The organism is Arthrobacter sp. NPDC058130, from assembly GCF_042884475.1.
Classification (GTDB): domain Bacteria; phylum Actinomycetota; class Actinomycetes; order Actinomycetales; family Micrococcaceae; genus Arthrobacter.
In genome coordinates, this window is sequence record NZ_JBHVTV010000003.1 from 148,442 (window position 1) to 170,068 (window position 21,627).

Sequence of the window (21,627 nt, forward strand, 5' to 3'; positions counted from 1 at the left end):
CGGACGACGGGCCGCGCCCCGCTTTTCCACCGCCGCCATCGTGAAAGGAACACGCCGTGATTGAACGGATTTCCGGCTCTTTGCTGGATCCCCGGTCGCTCTACATCCGTGATGACGCGCTGTTCTCCAGCACCGAACTGCACGGACTCAACCTCGTCATGGGGTTCACCGGCTTCGCCGACGCCGGCCACGTGGTCCGGCAGATCACCGCTGATCGACTACCGGTCCCGGCGCCCGCAGATCAGCTTTGTCGAAGACCACCTGCAGGACTACCAGGCCCCCAGCCTGGCCCTGTACCGCCTGGTCGACGGGCTGGGCAGCCCGTTCCTGCTCCTTGCCGGGTTCGAGCCGGACCTGCAATGGGAGCGCTTCGCGCGCGCCGTCGTCGGCATTGTCGACGAGCTCGACGTCAACCTCGTCACCTGGATCCATTCGATCCCGATGCCCGTGCCCCACACCCGGCCGGTCGGTGTGACCGTGCACGGCAACCGGCCCGAGCTGATCGAGGGAATCTCCGTATGGAAGCCCACAGTGGAGGTTCCGGCTGCCGTGGGCCATATCCTGGAGCTGCGGCTGACGGAGGCGGGCCGGAACGTTGCCGGCTATGTGATCCACGTGCCGCACTACCTGGCCGAAGCCGAGTACCCCACAGCCGCCGTGGCAGGCCTTGAGTACCTGGGCGCGGCAACATCCCTGATGCTGCCGACCGACCGACTGCGCGAAGCCGGCCGCGAGGTGGGCCGGCAGATTGCCGAGCAGATCGAGGCCTCCGAGGAAGTCCAGCAGGTGGTTTCACGGCTGGAGACCCGGTACGACGAAAAGGCCGAGGGGACGGTCCGGCGGTCGCTGCTGGCAGACGAGAACGACCAGATCCCCAACGCCGATGCCCTGGGCGCCGCCGTGGAGGCGTACCTGGCCCGTAAAGATCACGGCGAATAAATACTATTTATGATGGACCGGGCATAATGGGGGAGTGACCTCTCCCCGCGCCTGGCTGATCTGGATCATTGGGATCTTTGCCTATCTTGTCGCGGTCAGCCAGCGCACCTCTTTCGGGGTGGTCGGCCTGGAGGCAACCGAACGCTTCCACGCGACCGCGGCCGAGATCTCCTTCTTCACCGTGCTGCAGCTGCTGGTCTATGCCGCGCTGCAGATTCCCGTAGGCATCCTCGTGGACCGGTTCGGCTCCCGCGCCATGCTCGCCGGCGGCGGTGTCCTGATGGGACTCGGCCAGCTGCAGCTGGCTTTTGCCGACAACATCCCCGGCGGAGTCCTGGGCCGCGTCCTGGTGGGCGCCGGTGACGCCATGACCTTTATTTCCGTGATCCGGCTCATCCCGCTCTGGTTTGCCCCTGCCCGGGTGCCGCTGCTGACACAGCTGACCGGCATGTCCGGACAGCTGGGCCAGCTCTTCAGCGTGGTGCCCTTCGCCATGATCCTGCACGCCGCGGGGTGGACTCCTGCCTTCCTGACGCTCGCCGCGATGTCGGGCCTCGCCGTCGTGCTGGTGATACTCCTGCTCCAGGACCTTCCGCCCGGGCACCCCGCTCCGGAAAAGTCCCAGGGGCTGCGGGCCACGGGCATTTCGCTGGGGCACGCCTGGCGGCAGCCCGGGACCCGGCTTGGGCTGTGGAGCCACTTCACGGTCCAGTTCAGCGGCACGGTCTTTGCCATGACATGGGGCTACCCGTTCCTGATCTCGGCCCAGGGCCTGGACCGGGGAACAGTCTCCGCCCTCATGGCTCTATACGTGGCTGCCGCCATTGCCGCCGGACCCCTGATGGGCCGATTCGTTGCCCGGCACCCGCTGCGGCGCTCCACCATGGTGCTCCTGATTTCCGGGTGCACCGCCGCCGCCTGGGCAGCCGTCCTGCTGTTGCCGGGACGCGCACCGCTCTGGCTCCTCGCCGTTCTGGTGGTCACCCTGGCCGTGGGCGGCCCCGGCTCCATGATTGGCTTCGACTTCGCCCGGACCTTCAACCCGGCCCACCGGCTCGGCACCGCCACCGGGATCGTCAACGTGGGCGGCTTCATCGCCGCGCTCGTCTCCATCTACCTGATTGGGCTGGTGCTCGACCTCCTGCATGCCAGTGGCTTCTCGCAGGGTGAGCTCTACGGCCTGGATTCGTTCCGCGTCGCCCTCAGCGTGCAGTTCGTGCTGCTTGCCGGGGGAGCCGCCGCCATCATCACCACCCGGCGGAAGGTCCGTCGCCAGATGGCTGCCCAGGGAGTCATGGTTCCGCCGCTGCTCAAGACCCTCGCCGCGCAGCGCAGGCTGGTCGTGGAGCGCCGCCGCACGCCCTGAATTCGGCAACCGCAGTCTAGTTATCCACATAGCGCAATCCGGGCCTGCCGCGGGGTTGTGACCGCCGCGAAGCTGGGCCTATGACAGCTCCCGATCACCTGAGAATCACCGGCCCCGAGGACATCCTGGGCTTCATCCCGCATTCCCTTGGCTACTGGCCGGAAAACAGCCTCGTGGCCATGACGCTGCAGGGCAAACGGCTCGGAGCCACGCTGCGCGTCGACTTGCCCGTGCCCGGCGGTGACTGCACTGGCGGAGCCGGTGGAGGCGGCAGTGGTGGAGTGAATGAGCCTTTGGCCAACGGGCGCGGCAGCACCGCCCGCAACCGCCGCTCCGGATCCGGCCGCGGGGATGTGATGGCCGCCTTCGCGCGGAATGTCGTGGGCTACCTGCAGGCGGACGAGGCAGCCGACGGAGCGCTGTTGGCCTTCTTCACTGACGCTGACGCTGACGCTGACGTGACCGGCGACGGAACGGTGTGGGCTGCCCTGCTCAAAGAACTCGAACTTGCCCTCGAAGCAGCCGGGATGCCATTGAGGGACGCGTGGATTATCGGTGCCGAATTCTGGCGCAGCGCGCACTGCAGTGATCCGGAATGCTGTGGCCCTGCCGGCCGCCCGGTCGAGCAGATCAAGAACAGCAGGCTCAACGCCGAGATGGTCTACCGCGGCAGCAGCATAGGCGCAGCCCCCGGCACACGAGGGACTCAAACGCCGCCACTGCCGGTGGACCCGGCGGTGCGCGCGGCTGAGTCAGACTGGGCGGAGCAATTCTCCCCGCGGCGGCGCGACCGGGCACAATTCGACCAGGTGCTCGATGTCTGGACGACGGCCATGCAGGCTGCCACAGTTCGGCAGGATCCCATCGGTGCCGCCTCGGACTCCCTGGCACCGGGGGCGTCAGTCCCCGACGCGGCGGCGCCCGACACCAGCAGCCTCGATTCCAATATCCCCGATGCTGGGGCCGCCGGTGTGCCGCTTGAGCTGTCACCGGAGCTGGCCGGCTACCTGCGGGCCAGCCTGAGCGTACCGTCGTGGCGGGACGCCGTGCTCGTCATGGCGGCCGCCGGGCGGTCAGCGGCCGAACGCGGCGCAGAGGATTTCGGCATGTTCGACGCGGAGGCCTGGTCCGCCGTCCCATCCGGAACCATGCCCGCCCCGCGGCTCCGGCCAACGCCCAGTCCGCTTGCAGGGCCAGAGCACGAATCCGTGTCCGGTCCGACCTCCCGTTCCATCTCTGGTTCCCGGCCTATGCCGCAGCTGCCCCTGCCGGAGGCGGGCGCCGTCCCGCGGTCCGACGCGGTCCCCGGGTACGGGGAGGTCCTGCTCGGCCTGGCGCCGGCGGTCCCGAATTGGGCCCAGATGGTGGGGCTCGAGCGGGTCCTGGAGCAGCTTGGCCGTCTTGGTGACGGGGAGTCCACTGCGGCCGCCGTGACGGCACGGGGCTGGATCGAATGGTGCCGCGGCCGCGGCTCGTACGCCGATGCCCTGTACTGCCAGGCCCTGCAGGAACACCCGGGATACAGGCTGGCGGAACTGCTGGCAGAACTGGGCCGGCGCGGCACGCTGTGCGGCTGGGCGGCCAGACGGGAGGCTGCGTGGCAGAAATTTGCGCCTGACGCGGCATGAGTGCCTGACGGAGCGCGCGAACCCGCCGCAATATGGTGGACCCGGCGTCCCGAAAGGCACTCACAGGGAAAACCGTGAGACAATGGTTGCCGAGACCCGGTTGGGTCCGTGTATCAAGTGCCCTCAATGAACCTTGGAAACAGGGAACATTAAGGCCGCCCCAGCAGTTCTACTAAGTGGCTCTGCTGGCCGTGGTCGCACCTGATGTTGAACACGGACTTGACAGGGTCATAGTGGTGTTGCCCGTATGGTGATTCCGCAGACCGCAGCTAGAAAGGTTTTCAGTGACCCCGTCTTCCGCGAAGAAGGAACCCGCCGACCAGGCCGAAATGTCCCCTGAGGAGAAGAAGGCGGCGACCAGCGCCAAGCGCGCCGCCACGCGCGCAGCCAACAAGGCTGCCGCTTCCGCAGAGGGTGGCGACACCGTAACCGGGGTCGCCAAGCCTGAGCCCAAGAAGCGCGGGCCCAAGCCCGGCGCCAAAGCCGCGGCGGAGGCCGCCGGCAAATCATCTGGCGATGACGATGATGTCGAAGCCGATGAGGATCTCGACGACATCACACCCGACCCCGCCGAACTCGGTGACGAAGTAGAAGGCGAAGAGGTCGCCGGCAAGGCCGCGGCCGCCACAGGCTCCGGCTTCGTATACTCCGATGCCGACGACGACGACGCCCCCGTGCAGCAGGTCATGTCCGCCGGCGCCACCGCCGACCCCGTCAAGGACTACCTGAAGCAGATCGGCAAGGTCGCCCTGCTGAACGCCGAGCAGGAAGTGGACCTGGCCCTGCGGATCGAGGCCGGCCTCTTCGCCGAGGAGAAGATCGCCGCCGACGACGGCACCATGGAGCCGAAGCTCAAGCGCGAACTCGAATTCGTCATCCACGACGGCAAGCGCGCCAAGAACCACCTGCTGGAGGCCAACCTCCGCCTCGTCGTTTCGCTGGCCAAGCGCTACACCGGGCGCGGCATGCTGTTCCTGGACCTGATCCAGGAAGGCAACCTTGGCCTGATCCGTGCGGTCGAGAAGTTCGACTACACCAAGGGCTTCAAGTTCTCCACCTACGCCACCTGGTGGATCCGCCAGGCGATCACCCGCGCCATGGCCGACCAGGCCCGCACCATCCGCATCCCGGTGCACATGGTGGAAGTCATCAACAAGCTGGCCCGCGTCCAGCGCCAGATGCTGCAGGACCTCGGCCGCGAACCCACGCCCGAGGAACTGGCGCTCGAACTCGACATGACGCCGGAAAAGGTCGTCGAGGTCCAGAAGTACGGCCGGGAGCCCATCTCCCTGCACACCCCGCTTGGCGAGGACGGCGACTCCGAGTTCGGCGACCTCATTGAGGACTCCGAAGCCGTGGTTCCGGCGGATGCGGTGAGCTTCACCTTGCTGCAGGAACAGCTGCACTCGGTGCTGGACACCTTGTCCGAGCGCGAAGCCGGCGTGGTCGCCATGCGGTTCGGCCTCACCGACGGACAGCCGAAGACTTTAGACGAGATCGGCAAGGTCTACGGCGTCACGCGTGAGCGCATCCGCCAGATCGAATCCAAGACCATGTCCAAGCTGCGGCACCCGTCGCGCTCACAGGTCCTGCGCGACTACCTGGACTAAGGCCTACGGCCACAGGCCCAATGGCAGTCCACAAGCAACGCGGGGTCACTTCCCGCCCATCTTCCTCGGAAGAATTGGGCCGGAAGCGACCCCGCGTTGCTGTTCCCCGCGTTCCCGCGGCGCAGCGAAAACCCCGGTTAACGAATCAGGGCCCCTCCGGTGTGGAGGGGCCCTGTTGCATTGGTCTGACACTTTTGGTCTGGCACTTTGGTCTATGCGTTGTTTTGGGTCGCCCGGGAACCGTCTGGGGCACCGGGCGGGGGACCGGCGCGGTCTAGTCGACCGGGACCGGAGCCTTCTCGTGAAGGCGGTCAGTCTCATCGTGCCAGTCTGAGCTGAGCGGCTTCAGTGTCGGTTCTACGGCGCGTGCGTGGTGGCCGCAGAAGAGAAGCTCACCGCCGGAGGCGCCGAGAACAACCCGGACATATGCCTGTGCCCCGCAACGATCGCACCGGTCTGCGGCGGTCAGTGTGCGGTCCGCAACTGCTGTTGTCATGTTCGGCCTCCTTAGTAGATCGGTATACCTATATAACCAGCATTCGTGGCCAAACCATGGCAGGGATGGCCCACTTTCGCTGTCCGCGTATCACGTCTCAGTAACGGAGTACTGCCGGAGAGCCCCTGCGGGGAGTGGCACACCGGGGAGGACCTGGACTCCGACTAACCTAGGAAGAGCGTTAAATACTGTGACTGCACGCTTGCGCACACCGCAGGGGCAGTCCCGATCCTGTAAGGAGTTCACGACCCGTGGCACCCAGTTCTGATTACACCGCCCGGCACCTCTCTGTGCTGGAGGGCCTCGAGGCCGTCCGTAAGCGCCCGGGCATGTACATCGGCTCCACGGATTCCCGCGGGCTCATGCACTGCCTCTGGGAAATCATCGACAACTCCGTCGACGAGGCCCTCGCCGGCTTCGGCCACGACATCAAGATCATCCTCCACGCGGACAACTCGGTGGAGATCCACGACGACGGCCGTGGCATCCCCGTGGACGTCGAGCCGAAAACCGGGCTGACCGGCGTTGAGGTGGTCTTCACCAAACTGCACGCCGGTGGAAAGTTTGGCGGTGGCTCCTACACGGCGTCCGGTGGCCTACATGGCGTGGGTGCCTCCGTGGTCAACGCGCTCTCGGCCCGCCTCGACGTCGAGGTGGACCGCGGCGGCAAGACGTACAAGATGTCGTTCCGCCGCGGCGAGCCCGGCCGGTTCAAGGATCCGGGCACCAAGCCGGACCCCGCGACCCTGTTCGAACCCTTCATCGACGGTTCCGTGCTCGACGTCGTCGGCAAGGCCAAGCGCGGCGTCACCGGCACCCGGATCCGCTACTGGGCGGACCGGCAGATTTTCACGCCCGACGCCAAGTTCTCCTACGAGGACCTCGCCGCGCGCGCCCGCCAGACCTCGTTCCTGGTCCCGGGCTTGAAGCTCACGGTCCGGGACGAACGCAAGCTGGCCGGCACACCCGGTGAATCCGGCCCGCATGAGGAGATCTTCCACCACGACGGCGGCATCTCCGAGTTTGTCGACTTCCTCGCCGCCGACCCGCCCATCACGGACATCTGGCGCCTCCACGGTGCCGGGAAGTTCAAGGAAACCGTGCCCGTCCTCGACGAAAAGGGCCACAGCCAGCTCGCGGAGGTCGAGCGCGACTGCGAGGTCGACGTCGCGCTGCGCTGGGGGATCGGCTACGACAGCACGGTCCGCACCTTCGTCAACATCATTTCCACGCCGAAGGGCGGCACCCACCAGTCCGGCTTCGAGCAGGCCCTGCTGAAGACCTTCCGCAAGGCCGTGGAGACCAATGCCCGCAAGCTCAAGGCCGGCAACGACAAGATCGAAAAGGACGACATCTTCGCCGGCCTGACCGCCGTCCTGACCGTCCGGCTGGCCGAGCCGCAGTTCGAGGGCCAGACCAAGGAAATCCTGGGCACCTCGGCGGTGCGGGCCATCGTGGCCAAGGTGGTGGAGCAGGAGATCAACGCGAAGCTGACCTCCGCCAACCGCAACGACAAGGCCCAGTCCGCGCTGCTGCTGGAAAAGGTCGTCAGCGAGATGAAGTCGCGCATCTCGGCCCGCGTCCACAAGGAAACCCAGCGCCGCAAGAATGCGCTGGAAACCTCCTCCATGCCCACCAAGCTCGCCGACTGCCGCACGGACGACGTCGAACGCTCCGAACTGTTCATCGTCGAAGGTGACTCCGCGCTCGGCACCGCCAAACTCGCCAGGTCCTCTGACTTCCAGGCGCTCCTGCCGATCCGCGGCAAGATCCTCAACGTCCAAAAGGCCTCCGTGGGAGACATGCTCTCCAACGCCGAGTGCGCGGCCCTGATCCAGGTGGTGGGGGCCGGCTCCGGCCGGACGTTCGACATCAGCGCGGCCCGCTACGGCAAAGTGATCCTGATGACCGACGCCGACGTCGACGGCGCCCACATCCGGACGCTGCTGCTCACCCTCTTCTTCCGCTACATGCGCCCGATGATCGACGAGGGCCGGGTCTTCGCCGCCGTCCCGCCGCTGCACCGTGTGGAGGTCATCAACGCCGGCCAGAAGGCCAACGAGATGATCTACACCTACTCCGAGGCTGAGCTGCACGTCCTGCTGGCGCGGCTCGCCAAGGAGGGCAAACGCTACAAGGAGCCGATCCAGAGGTACAAGGGCCTCGGTGAGATGGATGCCGAGCAGCTGGCCGAAACCACCATGGACCCGCGCCACAGGACGCTCCGCAAGGTCGGGATCGAGAACGCCAAGCAGGCCGAGGAAACCTTCGACCTGCTCATGGGATCCGACGTGGCGCCGCGCAAGGACTTCATCATTGCAGGCGCCGCAAACCTGGACCGGGAGCGCATCGACGCCTGACCACGGCGGTCCCGGCGGTCCCGGCGGGGTTTCCCGCCGGGAGGCCCGCCGGCGGGCCAAAGCGGCGGCCCGAGGGGGCTGTCCTAGCCGAGCAGGCCGGGAACCAGCAGCAGGGCTGTCGGTACGGCAAGCAGCAGCACGCAGCATGCCAGCACGGCGGCGCGCAGCGGTTCCGACAGCGGCGGCCGGGGTGAGAGAAGGCGGCTGACGCGGGACGCCGTCGTACCGGCCGAGCCGCTGCCCCCGGTGGCGCCGGGCTGGCTGGGGTCGGCGTCGGACAGGCCGGTCTCGCCGAACGCCAGGCGTGCCGCCGGCATGGCCGGGGAACCACTGGCCACAATGGCGATCGCCCTGATGAGCGTGGCCTTGCTCTCCGTCTTGAGCGCGACGTCGTCGGCGAGCATTTCGATCAGGGAGTTCACTGACTCCTGCGCCAGCCGGGTGGTGGGGAGCCACGGCAGGGCCTGGCGCCACGCGGCGAAGGCCCACAGCAGGAGGTGGTGGCGCTGGCTCAGGTGGGCGTTTTCGTGAATCAACACGGCGCGGAGCTCATCGGGTTCCAGCGCGGCCATGAGCCCGTCGGAGAGAACCGTCACGGAGCGTGCGCCACCCGGCAGGCAGTATGCCACGGGCGAGTCGACGTTGAGGACCATGGTTCGCGGGCCGTCGGAGGATGGCGAGGCCAGAAGGTCCAGCAGCTCCCGGTGGCGCCGGCGCTGGCGCTGGATCTTGTAGTAGGTCAGCAGCAAGGTGAAGAGAAGGTGGGCCGTCAGCAGGGCTGCGGCCGAGAGCGCAAAGATGTGCCAGAAGCCCAGATCTGTGGTGGGGGCATTGTTGAAGACCATCCCCGCCAGGGCGCGCAGGCCGGAAAGCAGGTTATTGCCAATCGGTTCGAGCCCGTAGACCAGCATGGCGCCGATCATGGACAGGCCGCCGGCCAGGGCGATCGCCTGCCACAGCAGCATCGCCATGAAGGGGGAGCGCGCCGGCCAGTGGGCACGCGAGAGGAGGATAGGCACCGGCCACGCCAGCACTACCGCAAGGACCGCCAGGAAATATGAGGTCCAGAACATCGGGCGCTAGCTGCGGCCCAACAGCTTGCGCAGGGTTTCTGCCTCGGTGTCCGTGACCGAACCGATGAACCGGGCCAGTACGGCCTCGCGGTCCGGGGCGGAGCCGAGGACTTCGTGCATGAGTTCCGCGGTGTGGTCCGCGCGGCTCGAGACGGCCTGGTACCGGTGCGGGCGCGTGCCGCGTTCGCGTTCCACTAGACCCTTCCGCTCAAGGCGCGAGAGGACGGTCAGTACGGTGGTGACCGCAAGGTCCTTGCCCTCGTGTCCGGCGGTGCCGTCCTGGGACCGGGTGCTTTGTGCGAGGAGGTCCCGCAGCGTGTTGGCGGTCGCAGCTTCTTGGCCTGCCCAGAGCAGGTCCATCACTGCCCGTTCCAGTTCACCGAGACTTGCCATGGCGTACATCCTTCTACGACTGCCGCGCCGGCGTGATGCTGGGGAAATGCTGGTGCCTGCCGGTGCGGTGTATGTGAATACTTGGTTCCAAATTTACCGCTTTTTGCGCATTCTTTCTACATGAAGTAGAACACGGCCGCCCGGCGTGTCGCGCGGTCGTGTTGGGAGCCGGTCGCCGGCCGGCCAGCAGGCCGCGGGCAGGGCTGTTCGGCCATTGCAGGCCGTGACGCGCCGTGGGAGTCTGAGTTACGGGGAAGCGCCGTCGTGTTCTACACTCTGTAGAAGACTTACTTCTACGCCACGTAGAAGTTGCTCGGACCTAGCCAAAAGTAGGGACTGCCTTGGACGCCTTGGAAATCGCACGCTGGCAATTCGGAATCACCACCGTCTACCACTTCATGATGGTGCCGCTCACGATCGGCCTCGGGCTGGTGGTGGCTGTGATCCAGACGCTCTGGTACCGCACCGGCAAACCGGAATATCTGCGCATGACCAAGTTCTGGGGCAAGCTCTTCCTGATCAACTTCATCATGGGCGTCGCCACCGGAATCGTGCAGGAATTCCAGTTCGGCATGGCCTGGAGTGAGTACAGCCGCTTTGTCGGCGACGTGTTCGGCGCCCCGCTGGCCATGGAAGCGCTCCTGGCCTTCTTCGTGGAGTCCACGTTCCTGGGCCTGTGGATCTTTGGCTGGAAGCAACTCAAGCCCGGACTCCACCTGGCCTGCCTCTGGGTTGCCGTGATTGGCTCAGTTTTCTCGGCCTACTTCATCATCGTGGCCAACAGCTGGATGCAGCACCCCGTCGGTGTCGAAATGGTGAACGGCAGGCCGGTCATGACCGACGCGTGGGCCGTCTTCACCAACAACACCGCCCTCGTCGCCGTGCCGCACACCCTCTTCGGTGCCCTCGCCGTCGCCGGGGGGTTCCTCCTCGGAATCGCCTGGTACCACCTGTGGCGGCGCCGCCATGACGGCATCGACACGGTGGGGGCCGACGGCAAGGTCATTCCCGGCGAGGCCGCCACCATCCTCGGCCGGGACCGCAGCGACCACACCGTCTGGATCCGCTCGCTGCGGATCGGCGCCGTCGTGGCCATGATTTCCTTTGCCGGCACCGCCGTCACCGGGGACCTGCAAGGCAAGCTCATGTTCGAGCAGCAGCCCATGAAGATGGCCGCGGCCGAGGCAGCCTGCCACGACGGCACCGGCTTCTCGGTCCTCAGCGTGGGCAACGTCGGCTCCAGGAACTGCGACGACATCGTGGCCGTGGTCGAAGTTCCCGGCATCCTGTCCTTCCTGGCCAAGGGCGACTTCTCCACCGAGGTCAAGGGCGTGAATAGCCTGCTGGGCGAGTATGAGGCCAAGTACGGCACCACGTTGCCGGACAACCCCATCTACGGGGACCGCGCCGGCCAGCAAATCCAGTACGTGCCCGTCATGGAAGTCACCTACTGGGGTTTCCGGATGATGATCGGCTTCGGCGGCGTGGCTGCCCTCGCCGCCCTCCTGGCGCTGTGGGCCACACGCAAGGGAACCGTGCCGGCCTCCCGCGGACTCATGCGCCTGGCGGTCTTCGGCATCCTCGCGCCGTTCGGCGCAAACGCCGCGGGCTGGATCTTCACCGAGATGGGCCGCCAGCCCTTCGTCGTCGCCCCGAACCCGGACCCCAGCGGAGTCGACCAGGTCTTCATGTTCACCGCAGCGGCCGTCTCCCCGGGAGTCTCGGCCGGTGAGATCCTGACCTCCCTCGTGGTCCTGACCTCCATCTATGCGGTGCTGCTGGTGGTGGAGGTCAAGCTCCTGGTCAACTACATCCGCGGCGGCGTGGCCTCGGCCATGCCTGAACTCGCGCACGCACCCAAAGACGAGTCGAAAGACGGCACGCCTCCGGCCGGAACCAGGCCCGACGGCGACGACGTCCTGGCCTTCGCCTACTAGACGACCCCCGGCAACCCGTCCGGCCGGCGACTCCGCCTACCCCGGTAACCCCACAAGAAAAGCGCAGAGGATTCTCAGCATGGAACTTCTACCCACCATCTGGTTCATTGCCATCGCGGTGCTGTGGACCGGCTATCTCTTTCTCGAGGGCTTCGACCTTGGCGTCGGCATGCTGATGAAAGTGTTCGCCCGGAACAACACGGAACGCCGCGTCCTGATCAACACGATTGGCCCGGTCTGGGACGGCAACGAGGTCTGGCTCCTGACCGCCGGGGGTGCCACCTTCGCGGCGTTCCCGCTGTGGTACGCCTCGCTGTTCTCCGCGCTGTACCTGCCGCTGCTGCTGGTCCTGGTGGCGCTGATCTTCCGCGCGGTCGCCTTCGAGTACCGCGGCAAAGTGGACAACCCGCGGTGGCGGACCCGCTGGGACTGGGCCATCGCGGCAGGTTCGTTCGTCGCTGCCTTCGGCGTCGGTGCCGCACTGGCCCTGACCACCACGGGGCTGCCCCTGGACGCCAACGGTGACCGCGAGGGCGGCCCGTTCGCCTGGTTCAGCGGCTATGCGGTGCTGGGTGGTCTCGCCGTCGTCGGGTTCTCCCTCCTGCACGGGCTGGGGTTCCTGGCGTTGAAGACCGACGGCGAAGTCCGCCACCGGGCGCGGGCCTGGTTCGTCCGGTTGCTGCCCGTGCTGTTGCTGCCCATCGCCGGCTGGGCCGTGAGCCTGCAGCTGCTCAGCGGCGAGGCCTGGACCATCGCCGCGGTCGTCGCCGCCGTCGTCGCGGCCGTCCTGGCCTGGAACTTCGCGCGCAAGGGTGCGGAAGGCCGTGCCTTCCTGTCACTGGGGGCGTTCCTCCTGCTTGGCAGCGCCTCAATCTTCGGCGCCGCATTCCCCGTGGTGCTGCCGTCCACGCTGAATCCCGCGTTCAATCTAACGGTCTCCAACGCCTCGTCCTCGGACTACACCCTGGGACTGATGAGCATTGTGGCCTGCTTCGGGCTGCCGCTGGTCCTGGCGTACCAGGCCTGGACCTACTGGGTGTTCCGGCGCCGGGTGAGCGCGGCGCACATTCCCGAAGCCCACAGCTTCCTTCCCGCGATCGCCGCCAAAGCGCTGGCACCTAAGGACTAACTCCCTGATGCGACCCTTCCCCGCCGGCCCGGCGACCCGTTCCGCGCTCTACCTGCTGGGCCTGCTGGCTGCCCTGAAGGCGCTGTCCCTTGTGCTGATGGCCCAGGCTGTGGCATCCATGCTCGCCGGGCTCGTGGCGCATGACCCCGGCTGGGCCGACCAGCTGCTTCTCGGGGTTGCCGGCGCGGTGTTGCGCTCACTGACGGTGTGGGCGCAGTCGGTGGCCTCGCGCCGGGCGGCGCTCGGGGTCAAGGAAGAGCTCCGCTCGCAGCTGCTGGAGCACTCGCTCAGGAACGGAACGCGGCGGGCCGGGCCCACCGACGGCGGCCTCGCCATCCTGGCCACCCGTGGGCTGGATGCCCTGGACAACTACTACACCCAGTTCCTGCCCGCACTGGTGAACTGCGCGGCCATCCCGCTGCTGCTGGGCGCCCGCATCCTGTTCGCCGACTGGATCAGCGCTGTGGTGATTGTGCTGACCGTGCCGCTGGTGCCGCTGTTCATGGTCCTGATCGGGCGGTACACGGAGGAACGGGTCAGGGAAGCCCAGTCCGCACTGGCCAGGCTCTCGGGCCACATGCTCGAACTCGCCAAGGGCCTGCCCGTCCTGGTGGGGCTGGGCCGGGCCACCGCCCAGCGCAAGGCACTGGAGGACATGTCCGAGGAATACCGTTCCCGGACCATGGGGACTTTGCGCACGGCCTTCCTGTCCGCCCTGGCCCTGGAGCTCATCGCCACGATCTCCGTGGCAGTGGTGGCCGTGTTCATCGGCGTCCGGCTGGTTCACGGCGACATGGCGCTGGAGGCAGGCCTGCTGGCCCTCATCCTGGCTCCCGACTGCTACCTGCCGCTCCGGGAGCTTGGCACCGCACACCACGCCAGCGACGAAGGCCGGGCCGCGCTCGCCGAAACAACAGCGGTCCTCGCGGACCCGGGAGCCGCCGCGCTCATCCCCGCACCGTCCGCCGCCGCTGCCGGGGGAGCTGCCGACGGCAGGCCCGCTGCCGGGCCGCCGGCTGTCACCGTGGACGGGCTGAGCGTTCGATTCGGCGGACGCACGGAGGCCGCCGTCGGCCCATTGAGCTTCACCGCCCCGGCGGGCCGGATCACGGCCCTTGACGGCCCCAGCGGCGCCGGCAAGAGCACGGTGCTCGGCGTCCTCGCGGGGACCATCGGGACGGGCACCGGAACCGACGTCTCCGGATGCATCGGAGGACTCACGACGGCGGACGTCGCCTGGGTGCCACAGCACCCCGTCATGGTGGCTTCCACGGTGCTGGATGAGATCCGCCTGTATCTCGGCATTCCCGCCTACGGACGCGACGCCGACGCCCGCACTCGGGCTGGCGCCGAAAGGGTTGCGGCAGCGCAGCGGTGCCTGGCGGCCGTGGCCGCGGGGCACCTGGCCGCCAAGCACCCGGCCGAGCTGAGCCCGGGGGAGCTGCGGCGGGTGGCGCTGGCCCGCGGGCTGGCGCGGATCGAGGCCGGCGCCAGCGTACTGCTCCTGGATGAACCCACCGCCCATCTGGACCGGGGATCGGCCACGACGGTCAATCGTGCCCTCGCCGGACTCCGGGGACACGTCACCGTGCTGCTCGTCGCGCACGACCGGCACACCCGGGACCTTGCCGACACGCTCGTGCCTCTGATGCCGCTGCCCCTGACGCCGCACGGCGGCGGGCAGCACGGCGTCGAGTATCCGGATCGCGTCACGCCCCTGCCGGCAACTGCCGGGGGAGAAACTGGCGTGCAGGCTGCGGCCATCCGGCCGGGTTCCGTCGTGCTTGCTGGAACGTCAGGCTCGAGTCCGGCCCCGGGTCCCGACGCCGCCCCGGACCCGACGCCGTCGCTGTATGCGAGCGAAACCCCGACGCCGAACCGTCCAGCGGCTGCCGCCGCGCCCGCGACCGCCGCGGACTCGGCAGGCGCGGCCGGCCCGGCCGGCTCGGTCACCGCCCAGTTGCGTCGCCTGCTGGCCCCTGTGGCGGGCCGGTTTTCCGCCGCCGGAGCCGTCGGCACGCTGGCTGCCCTGTTCGCCGTCGCCCTTGCCGGCCTGTCCGGCTGGCTGATCATCCGTGCCAGCGAACAGCCGCCCATCCTGTACCTGCTCACCGCGATTGTCGGCGTGCGGTTCTTCGGCATCGGCCGGGCGGGCCTGCGCTACGCCGAGCGGCTGCTGCTGCACGACGCGGTGTTCGCGGCCCTGACCAGGCTCCGGGGCCGGCTGTGGGAGTCGTTGAGCCGCCGGGCCCTGTCCCTGCGCCGGCTCCTGCAGGGCGGCAACGTCCTGGGGACAGTGGTGGACGACGTCGACACTGTGCGGGAGCTGCTGCCCCGCGTCGTGCTGCCGCCCGTGACTGCGGTTGCTGTCGCCTTGGCCGCTGTGGGCGGGATCTGGCTGCTGATTCCCGCTGCGCTGCCCGCCGTGGGCGCGGCAGCGGTGCTGAGCATCGTCGTTGCCCCTGCGCTCGCGTTGGCCGCCGACCGGATGTCTGCCGGCACCGAACAGAGGCTCCGCTCCGGCGTGCTCCGTGACGTGGCCGCTGCCTTGGACGCCCGCGCGGAACTCCAGGCGAACGGCGTGGGCGCCCCCGTGCTTGATGCGATCAGCCGGGCCGATCGGTCCGCGACGGCCGCGTCCCAGCGGTCGGCATGGGCCGAAGGGCTCGGCCAGGCCCTGACCGTGCTGGCCTGCACCGCGGCCGCGCTTGCCACCGCCGTGCTGGCCGCGCCGCTCGCCCTTAGCGGCGCCGTCGAACCGGCGACGGTCGCCGTCGTCGTCCTCGTGCAGCTTGCCCTGGTGGACCCCTACGCGGCGATCACCACGGCCGTGAGGCAATACCCGGCGCTGCGCGCGGTGCTGCGGCGGATCAGCGAGGCAGGGGTCCTCGACTCACGCGCGAATGATGAACCAGAGGGCGACGGCGCCGCTGCCGGCGGGCTGGTGCCTGTGGCTTCGCGGCCCGGAGGTGGGCCCGGAATCGAACTGGTGGACCTCGCCGTGGCGTGGCCTGGCGGCGGCAACGTCTTTACCGGACTCACGGCCGCGGCCGGTCCGGGGCGCTGGCTGGCCGTCACCGGGGCCTCCGGCTCCGGCAAATCGACCCTGCTGGCCGCGATCCTGGGCTTCCTGCCCGCGGCCGGCGGCCACCTGTACCTCAGCGGCCGCGCCGCGTGGTGCCCGCAGGAGGCGCACCTGTTCGACTCGACCATCCGCGGCAACCTTTTGCTGGCCGCGCCGGCCGGGAAGGCTGCGCCGGAGGGGGTCACTGCACCGGCCGGAAGCGAAGAGCAGATGCGCGCGGCCCTGGACGCGGTCGGACTCGGTCCTGTGCTGGCCCGGCTCGAGGACGGCCTGGACACCCGGATCGGCCCGGGCGGGGCGTTCCTCAGCGGCGGGGAGCGTACGCGCCTGGCCGTTGCGCGCACGCTCATGACGGGGGCCGATGTCATCCTGCTCGATGAACCGACGGCGCACCTCGACGCGGAGTCAGGCAGGCTCATGCTCGCCGAACTGCGGGAAGGGCTGCGCGACCGGACCGTTGTCCTTGTCACCCACAACCCGAACGATGTCGACGCCGCTGACACCAGACTGGACCTCGACGCCGTGGCTGCTGCGGTGGCCGCGGGCGCTGCGGGCGACGGGCCGGCGCCCGCAGCCGTGCTGGCGCGGGGGTAGGCCGCCCGTTAGCCTGTTGGCATGACCCGAAACCACGAGCTCCAGCCCCGGCCCGCGCTCGATCCCCGGCTCCTCTGGCGGGCAGCAGAGCACCGCGACCTCGACGCGTGGGCCGGGCTGATCGCCCGGACGGCCGCCGTCGAACAACCCGTCTGGTTTGAACGCCGGGCGGATCTGGAACAGATCCTGGAGTCGAAGAACAACCCGGTAGCGACCAACACCATCCTCGGCTTCGATCCGGAGGGCGTTGCCCGCGCGTACGCCCGGATCACCAAGAACCGCGACGGTGACAAGGCGAACGGCTCGGGCTGCGTCGATCCCGAGTGGCAGGGGAGCGGGATCGGCACCGGACTGCTGGGCTGGATGGAACAGCGGACCAGGGCCCGCTTCGCCGAGGACGCCGGCGCGGCGGACGGCGAAGCGGCGGCGGTCCCGCGCCCGAGATTGCGGCTCTACATGGAGCAGCAGCACGAGCATCAGGCTGCCTTGTTCGCCGGTTCGGGCTACGAAATTATCCGCTACTACAACGAGATGCACCGGCCGCTGAACCAGGCGGTGCCCGAGGCTGTCCTGGACCCCGAACTGGAGCTCGTGACGTTTGGGCCGGCGCTGCATGAGCCGGTGCGGCTGGCGCACAACTCGGCATTCAGGGATCACTGGGGCAGCGAGCCCCGGGACGTGGAAGCATGGGGTTTTGTGGTGAACGATCCACAAGCCCGGCCGGACCTGAGCGGCGTCGTACTTGACCGTTCCACCGGGACGGTGGCCGGTTACCAGCTGGCCACCCACGACGCCGAGGGGGCCCAGACCCGGGGTTTCCGCGAGGGCTACACGGAGCTCCTGGGCGTCCGGCGGGAGTTCCGCGGCCGTGGCATCGCCCAGGTCCTCCTTGCCGACGCCATGCGCCGCTTCGCCGCCGCGGGAATGGATGTGGCCTCACTGGATGTCGATTCGGAAAACCCCACGGGAGCCCTCGCCCTCTACATCAAGATGGGCTATGCGCCGGTCAACCGCAGCATGGCGTGGGACAAGGTTCTCCAGCCGGTGATGCGGTAGGGAGGCGCTCGTAGGGACTGTTTTCAGGGACCGCTAGTTAGGGCGCAAACCTCGCGGTGAAGGTGCCAGTCGCCCCGCGTTAGCCGTCCACATCGTGGAGGTGATGGACGACGTCGTGCAGGAAGTATTGCGCGAAGGTCTGGACAGTGAACACCGAGCCGTTGCTACGGGTCCCCTTTCGGCCCCAATCTTCCTCGGGGACGCGTGCGAAGGACGCGGCAATTTGCTCGCCCTCGGCGGTCAGCTCGACGGCGACCGCGGCTGGGTCGGCGTTGGTGTAGTCCTGCTCGATTGCCGTTTTGTCCTGGTCCCAGTCATCGAACCGGGCGTCGTCCTCGGTCAGCATGAGGGACAGACGGTGATCGAAGAGCGTGAAAACGTCCCGGACGTGGCACCCGTACTCGAGGACGGACCACGTGACCTCATTGGGGCGTTCCGAAGCGTCCGGCCGTCGGAGGGCAGCCCGCCACCGCGGGAGCATGCTCGTGACTATCCCGGGAGCGGTGGCGGGAGTCGCGGCGGAGGCATCGAAACCGCACTCGGGGCAGGGCCGTGAAAGGACCCAGGTCCAGTCCTTGGTATCAGGAGTGATAGGCATTCCTGCAGTGTAGGTGCATTTGTTCCGCCTGGCATCCCGAAAGGTTGCGGCGGCCGATGCCGGGTGCAGTCCTGACGTTTCTTGCGTGCCATGGAACCCGCAGGGAGCGCTGCGCCGATGGGCAGGCACGATCGCCTGCGACGCGGACATCATGCCGCATGACAGAGTGCCGCGTGAAGGTACCGGCTACGCGGCCGGAGGCCGCTGGAATCCGCTGTCGGGCTCACAGGTACTTGGGCGGCGGGAGGAGTATTATTCCTCCCGGGGGGCGGGCCTGGAAAGGGAATAGCCATGCTCAAGGACAAGCAAGTCGGCGCAGTGTTACCGGCAGCGGACATCGCCCGTGCACGGGATTTCTACCGCGATAAGCTCGGGCTCGAACCCGAAAACGCGGACGCCGAGGACAACCTGCAGTACAAATGCGGCGGAGGGACCGGGTTCCTCCTGTACCAGACGCCCAATGCCGGAACAGCCAAGAACACACAGATCGGCTGGCTGGTCGAGGACCTGCCGGCGGCCGTTGCGGAACTCCGCGCCAAGGGAGTCGTCTTCGAGGAATACGATTTCCCGGGCCTAAAAACTGAGAACGGCATCGCCACCACTCCGGACGGAAGCTCCGCCGCGTGGTTCCTGGACACCGAGGGCAACATCCTGAGCCTCAACCACATGTCCTAGCACCAGCGAAGGTGGCCCAGCCGCCAGCAGATTGGTAAGCAAGGCCCCGGGAGTGAGGCTCAAAAAGCCCGGACGCGAAGCCCGGCCGGATCGCGACAGCGATTCCGGCCGGGCTTCGACATGCCTGCGGCTGCGCGTGGTCCTTGCGGCTACGCGTCCGTCCCGGCGGCGGGTTCCTCTGGCCATGCCATGCTTGGTCCAATCGCGTCGATGGCCTGGGACAGCGGGATGCCGGAGCCGTCGCGGCGGCCGTGCTCGCCCGGGAGTGAGCGCGCCACACCGGCCAGGGAGGAAGCCTTGGCCGGACCGTGGCCGGCCCAGCCGAGAAGCAGCGTGTCCTCGCCCTTGAGGAACCGGTGGGCACGCACGCCCGCCGTGGCCCGGCCCTTGCCCGGATATTCCTCCAGCGCGGTGACCTTCGCAGCCCCCGGTGCCGTGCCTGGCAGGGCGCCGTCGGTCCCAGCGATCGTCACGACGACGGCGGCGGCGTCAGCGGGGCTGGCGGTCCCGAAGAACATCACCTGGTCCCCGGCAGCCAGCTTGATGCCGGCCATGCCGCCCGCGGTCCGTCCCTGCGGGCGGACGGCGGAGGCAGCGAAGCGCAGCAGCTGGGCTTGACGCGTGATGAAGACGAGGTCGACGTCGTCGGACCCGGCGGGCGCAACGCCAACAACGGTGTCCTTGTCCTTGAGCGCGATCACTTCCCAGTCCTCGCGGTTCAGCGGATAGTCCGGCTGCACCCGCTTGACCACGCCCTGGACGGTTCCGATCGCCAGGACCTGGTCCAGCGGCGCGAAGGCCACCAGCGTCTCGCCCTTGAGGAGCGTGATGAAGTCCTTGGCCGGTACGCCGCCGGCCATGTTCGGGGTGCCCGAGGTCGGCGGCAGCACCGGCATGTCCATGACCTGCAGGCGCAGCATGCGGCCATGCGAGGTCACGGCCGCGATCTCGCCGCGGGCCGTGGTTTTGACTACGGAGGAGAAAACATCGTGCCGGGTCCGCGGACCGGCCTCGGCCAGGCTGTCCTGGTTTGCCGTGCGGGCGATCTGCCCGGAAACAGTGAGGATGGCCCAGCAAGGATCGTCCGCGATCTCAAGGGCCAGCGGCGCGGCCTTGCCCTTGGCTCCGGTGGCGGCGCCCACGGCGGCTGCCACTGTGGGGGAGACGGCCTCGGATTCCAGCAGCACGGTCCGGCGCGGGGTGCCGTATTTCTCCGCGATCTCGCCGAGCTCATCCGATACCAGGGCGCGGAGCAGCGCGGGGGAGCCCAGGATGGCTTCGAGTTCGGCGATCTCCCGGCGGAGCTCTTCCTGCTCCTTCTCTAGTTCGATCCGGGAATACTTGGTCAGCTGGCGCAGCCGCAGTTCCAGGATGTAGTTGGCCTGGATTTCGGAGAGGTCGTAAATGGACATCAGCCGGGTCCGGGCCGCGGCAACCTCATCGGAGGACCGGATGATCTGGATGACCTCGTCGATGTCCATGATCGCGACCAGGAGGCCCTCGACCAGGTGGAGGCGGTCTTTCTTCTTGCCCAGCCGGAACGCGGTGCGGCGCCGGACGACATTGATCCGGTGGTCCACGTAGACCGAGAGCAGCTGGAGCAACCCAAGGGTCTGCGGCTGGCCGTCCACGAGCGTGACGTTGTTGATGCCGAAGGAGTCCTCCATCGGGGTGAAGCGGTAGAGCTGCTGCAGCACGGCATTGGGGTTGAAACCGTTCTTGAGCTCAATGACCAGGCGGAGGCCGTGCTTGCGGTCCGTGAGGTCCACCACGTCGCTGATGCCGGTGAGCTTCTTGCCGTTGACGGCGACCTTGATCTTCTCGATGACCTTTTCCGGGCCCACCATGTACGGCAGTTCGGTGACCACCAGGCCGGTGCGGCGGGCCGAGAGCTGCTCGATGTCCACCTTTGCCCGGGTCTTGAAGGAGCCGCGGCCTGTGGCGTAGGCGTCCCGGATGCCGTCCAGGCCCACAATCCGGCCGCCCGTGGGCAGGTCCGGTCCCGGGACGAACCTCATGATGTCCTCGAGCGTGGCCTCCGGGTTGTCGATCAGGTGCCGGGCGGCGGAGATGACTTCCACGAGGTTGTGCGGGGCCATATTGGTGGCCATGCCGACGGCGATGCCCGTGGCGCCGTTGACCAGCAGGTTCGGGAACGCGGCCGGCAGCACATCGGGCTGGGTCAGCTGATTGTCGTAGTTGGGAACGAAGTCGACGACGTCCTCGTCGAGGTGGTCCGTGAGGGTCAGGGCTGCGGCCGCCAGCCGGGCCTCCGTGTAGCGGGGGGCCGCGGGACCGTCGTCGAGCGAACCGAAGTTGCCGTGTCCGTCGATCAGCGGCAGCCGCAGGGAGAAGTCCTGGGCCATGCGCACCATGGCGTCGTAGATCGCGGCGTCGCCGTGCGGGTGCAGCTTGCCCATGACCTCGCCCACCACGCGGGCGCTCTTGACGTGGCCGCGGTCCGGGCGCAGCCCCATGTCGGACATCATGTACAGAATGCGGCGCTGCACGGGCTTCAACCCGTCGCGGGCGTCCGGGAGGGCCCGCGAGTAGATCACCGAATAGGCGTACTCGAGGAACGAGCCTTCCATCTCGGACGTGACATCGATATCAACGATGTTTTCGGTGAAATCCTGGTTTGCTTCCCCTGCCGGGGGCGTGGTTTGGCGGCGTGCCATAAGGCTGGTG

Annotated in this window: 14 protein-coding genes and 1 pseudogene; 10 read left to right on the plus strand and 5 right to left on the minus strand. The window is 68.0% G+C overall.

What is annotated here, in order from left to right; genetic code table 11:
- The first annotated feature begins 56 nt into the window (after positions 1-56).
- The 4 genes and pseudogenes from ACFVTM_RS08335 (at position 57) to ACFVTM_RS08350 (ending at position 5,543) form a co-directional block, all read left to right on the plus strand.
- Positions 57-939: pseudogene (locus ACFVTM_RS08335) on the plus strand (proteasome assembly chaperone family protein).
- Between the two features lie 34 nt (positions 940-973).
- Complete coding sequence (locus ACFVTM_RS08340; RefSeq protein ID WP_390202947.1) at positions 974-2,305, plus strand: nitrate/nitrite transporter; 1,332 nt, start codon at positions 974-976, stop codon at positions 2,303-2,305.
- 80 nt (positions 2,306-2,385) lie between these two features.
- The gene (locus ACFVTM_RS08345) at positions 2,386-3,933 is read left to right on the plus strand and encodes a DUF4192 family protein (protein WP_390202948.1); all 1,548 of its coding nucleotides are present in this window, start codon (positions 2,386-2,388) and stop codon (positions 3,931-3,933) included.
- A 284-nt stretch (positions 3,934-4,217) separates the two neighbouring features.
- Positions 4,218-5,543, plus strand: a complete 1,326-nt coding sequence (locus ACFVTM_RS08350) for an RNA polymerase sigma factor (protein WP_390202949.1) — start codon at positions 4,218-4,220, stop codon at positions 5,541-5,543.
- A gap of 274 nt (positions 5,544-5,817) precedes the next feature.
- On the opposite strand, the gene ACFVTM_RS08355 is transcribed toward ACFVTM_RS08350, so the two are convergent.
- A complete protein-coding gene (locus tag ACFVTM_RS08355) occupies positions 5,818-6,039 on the minus strand; it encodes a hypothetical protein (RefSeq protein WP_208748566.1) in 222 nt (73 codons plus the stop codon).
- A gap of 251 nt (positions 6,040-6,290) precedes the next feature.
- Here ACFVTM_RS08355 and ACFVTM_RS08360 point away from each other — a divergent pair, with 251 nt between their 5' ends.
- Positions 6,291-8,399: a type IIA DNA topoisomerase subunit B gene (locus ACFVTM_RS08360; RefSeq protein ID WP_390202950.1), complete on the plus strand. Its 2,109-nt coding sequence runs from the start codon at positions 6,291-6,293 to the stop codon at positions 8,397-8,399.
- Between the two features lie 83 nt (positions 8,400-8,482).
- Here ACFVTM_RS08360 and ACFVTM_RS08365 read toward each other — a convergent pair whose 3' ends face one another.
- Together ACFVTM_RS08365 and ACFVTM_RS08370 are read right to left on the minus strand one after the other, a co-directional pair.
- Positions 8,483-9,472 (minus strand): M56 family metallopeptidase, encoded by a 990-nt coding sequence (locus ACFVTM_RS08365; protein WP_390202951.1) that lies wholly within the window; start codon positions 9,470-9,472, stop codon positions 8,483-8,485.
- A gap of 6 nt (positions 9,473-9,478) precedes the next feature.
- Positions 9,479-9,865 carry a BlaI/MecI/CopY family transcriptional regulator gene (locus ACFVTM_RS08370; protein ID WP_390202952.1) on the minus strand — a complete coding sequence of 129 codons (387 nt, stop codon included), beginning with the start codon at positions 9,863-9,865 and terminating at the stop codon, positions 9,479-9,481.
- 341 nt (positions 9,866-10,206) lie between these two features.
- Between ACFVTM_RS08370 and ACFVTM_RS08375 the strand changes: the two genes are divergently transcribed.
- The 4 genes from ACFVTM_RS08375 (at position 10,207) to ACFVTM_RS08390 (ending at position 17,666) form a co-directional block, all read left to right on the plus strand.
- On the plus strand, positions 10,207-11,802 hold the full coding sequence (locus ACFVTM_RS08375; RefSeq protein ID WP_390202953.1) for a cytochrome ubiquinol oxidase subunit I: 1,596 nt from the start codon (positions 10,207-10,209) through the stop codon (positions 11,800-11,802).
- 79 nt (positions 11,803-11,881) lie between these two features.
- Entirely contained in the window at positions 11,882-12,931 is a 1,050-nt protein-coding gene (gene cydB / locus ACFVTM_RS08380) for a cytochrome d ubiquinol oxidase subunit II (RefSeq protein ID WP_390202954.1), read from the plus strand.
- A 7-nt stretch (positions 12,932-12,938) separates the two neighbouring features.
- A complete protein-coding gene (cydD, locus tag ACFVTM_RS08385; RefSeq protein WP_390202955.1) occupies positions 12,939-16,610 on the plus strand; it encodes a thiol reductant ABC exporter subunit CydD in 3,672 nt (1,223 codons plus the stop codon).
- A 21-nt stretch (positions 16,611-16,631) separates the two neighbouring features.
- Positions 16,632-17,666: a GNAT family N-acetyltransferase gene (locus tag ACFVTM_RS08390; RefSeq protein WP_390202956.1), complete on the plus strand. Its 1,035-nt coding sequence runs from the start codon at positions 16,632-16,634 to the stop codon at positions 17,664-17,666.
- A 79-nt stretch (positions 17,667-17,745) separates the two neighbouring features.
- On the opposite strand, the gene ACFVTM_RS08395 is transcribed toward ACFVTM_RS08390, so the two are convergent.
- Complete coding sequence (locus ACFVTM_RS08395; protein ID WP_390202957.1) at positions 17,746-18,264, minus strand: DinB family protein; 519 nt, start codon at positions 18,262-18,264, stop codon at positions 17,746-17,748.
- Positions 18,265-18,555: 291 nt separating this feature from the next.
- On the opposite strand from ACFVTM_RS08395, the gene ACFVTM_RS08400 reads away from it, so the two are divergent.
- Entirely contained in the window at positions 18,556-18,939 is a 384-nt protein-coding gene (locus ACFVTM_RS08400) for a VOC family protein (protein ID WP_390202958.1), read from the plus strand.
- 149 nt (positions 18,940-19,088) lie between these two features.
- Here ACFVTM_RS08400 and ACFVTM_RS08405 read toward each other — a convergent pair whose 3' ends face one another.
- Complete coding sequence (locus tag ACFVTM_RS08405; RefSeq protein WP_390202959.1) at positions 19,089-21,617, minus strand: DNA topoisomerase (ATP-hydrolyzing) subunit A; 2,529 nt, start codon at positions 21,615-21,617, stop codon at positions 19,089-19,091.
- Between the last annotated feature and the right edge of the window lie 10 nt (positions 21,618-21,627).

Excerpts from the sequence above, each read along its gene's own strand:
- ACFVTM_RS08345 (WP_390202948.1), top strand. The coding sequence starts at position 2,386 with ATGACAGCTCCCGATCACCTGAGAATCACCGGCCCCGAGGACATCCTG.
- ACFVTM_RS08355 (WP_208748566.1), bottom strand. The coding sequence starts at position 6,039 with ATGACAACAGCAGTTGCGGACCGCACACTGACCGCCGCAGACCGGTGC.
- ACFVTM_RS08365 (WP_390202951.1), bottom strand. The coding sequence starts at position 9,472 with ATGTTCTGGACCTCATATTTCCTGGCGGTCCTTGCGGTAGTGCTGGCG.
- ACFVTM_RS08370 (WP_390202952.1), bottom strand. The coding sequence starts at position 9,865 with ATGGCAAGTCTCGGTGAACTGGAACGGGCAGTGATGGACCTGCTCTGG.
- cydB (WP_390202954.1), top strand. The coding sequence starts at position 11,882 with ATGGAACTTCTACCCACCATCTGGTTCATTGCCATCGCGGTGCTGTGG.
- cydD (WP_390202955.1), top strand. The coding sequence starts at position 12,939 with ATGCGACCCTTCCCCGCCGGCCCGGCGACCCGTTCCGCGCTCTACCTG.
- ACFVTM_RS08390 (WP_390202956.1), top strand. The coding sequence starts at position 16,632 with ATGACCCGAAACCACGAGCTCCAGCCCCGGCCCGCGCTCGATCCCCGG.
- ACFVTM_RS08395 (WP_390202957.1), bottom strand. The coding sequence starts at position 18,264 with ATGCCTATCACTCCTGATACCAAGGACTGGACCTGGGTCCTTTCACGG.
- ACFVTM_RS08400 (WP_390202958.1), top strand. The coding sequence starts at position 18,556 with ATGCTCAAGGACAAGCAAGTCGGCGCAGTGTTACCGGCAGCGGACATC.
- ACFVTM_RS08405 (WP_390202959.1), bottom strand. The coding sequence starts at position 21,617 with ATGGCACGCCGCCAAACCACGCCCCCGGCAGGGGAAGCAAACCAGGAT.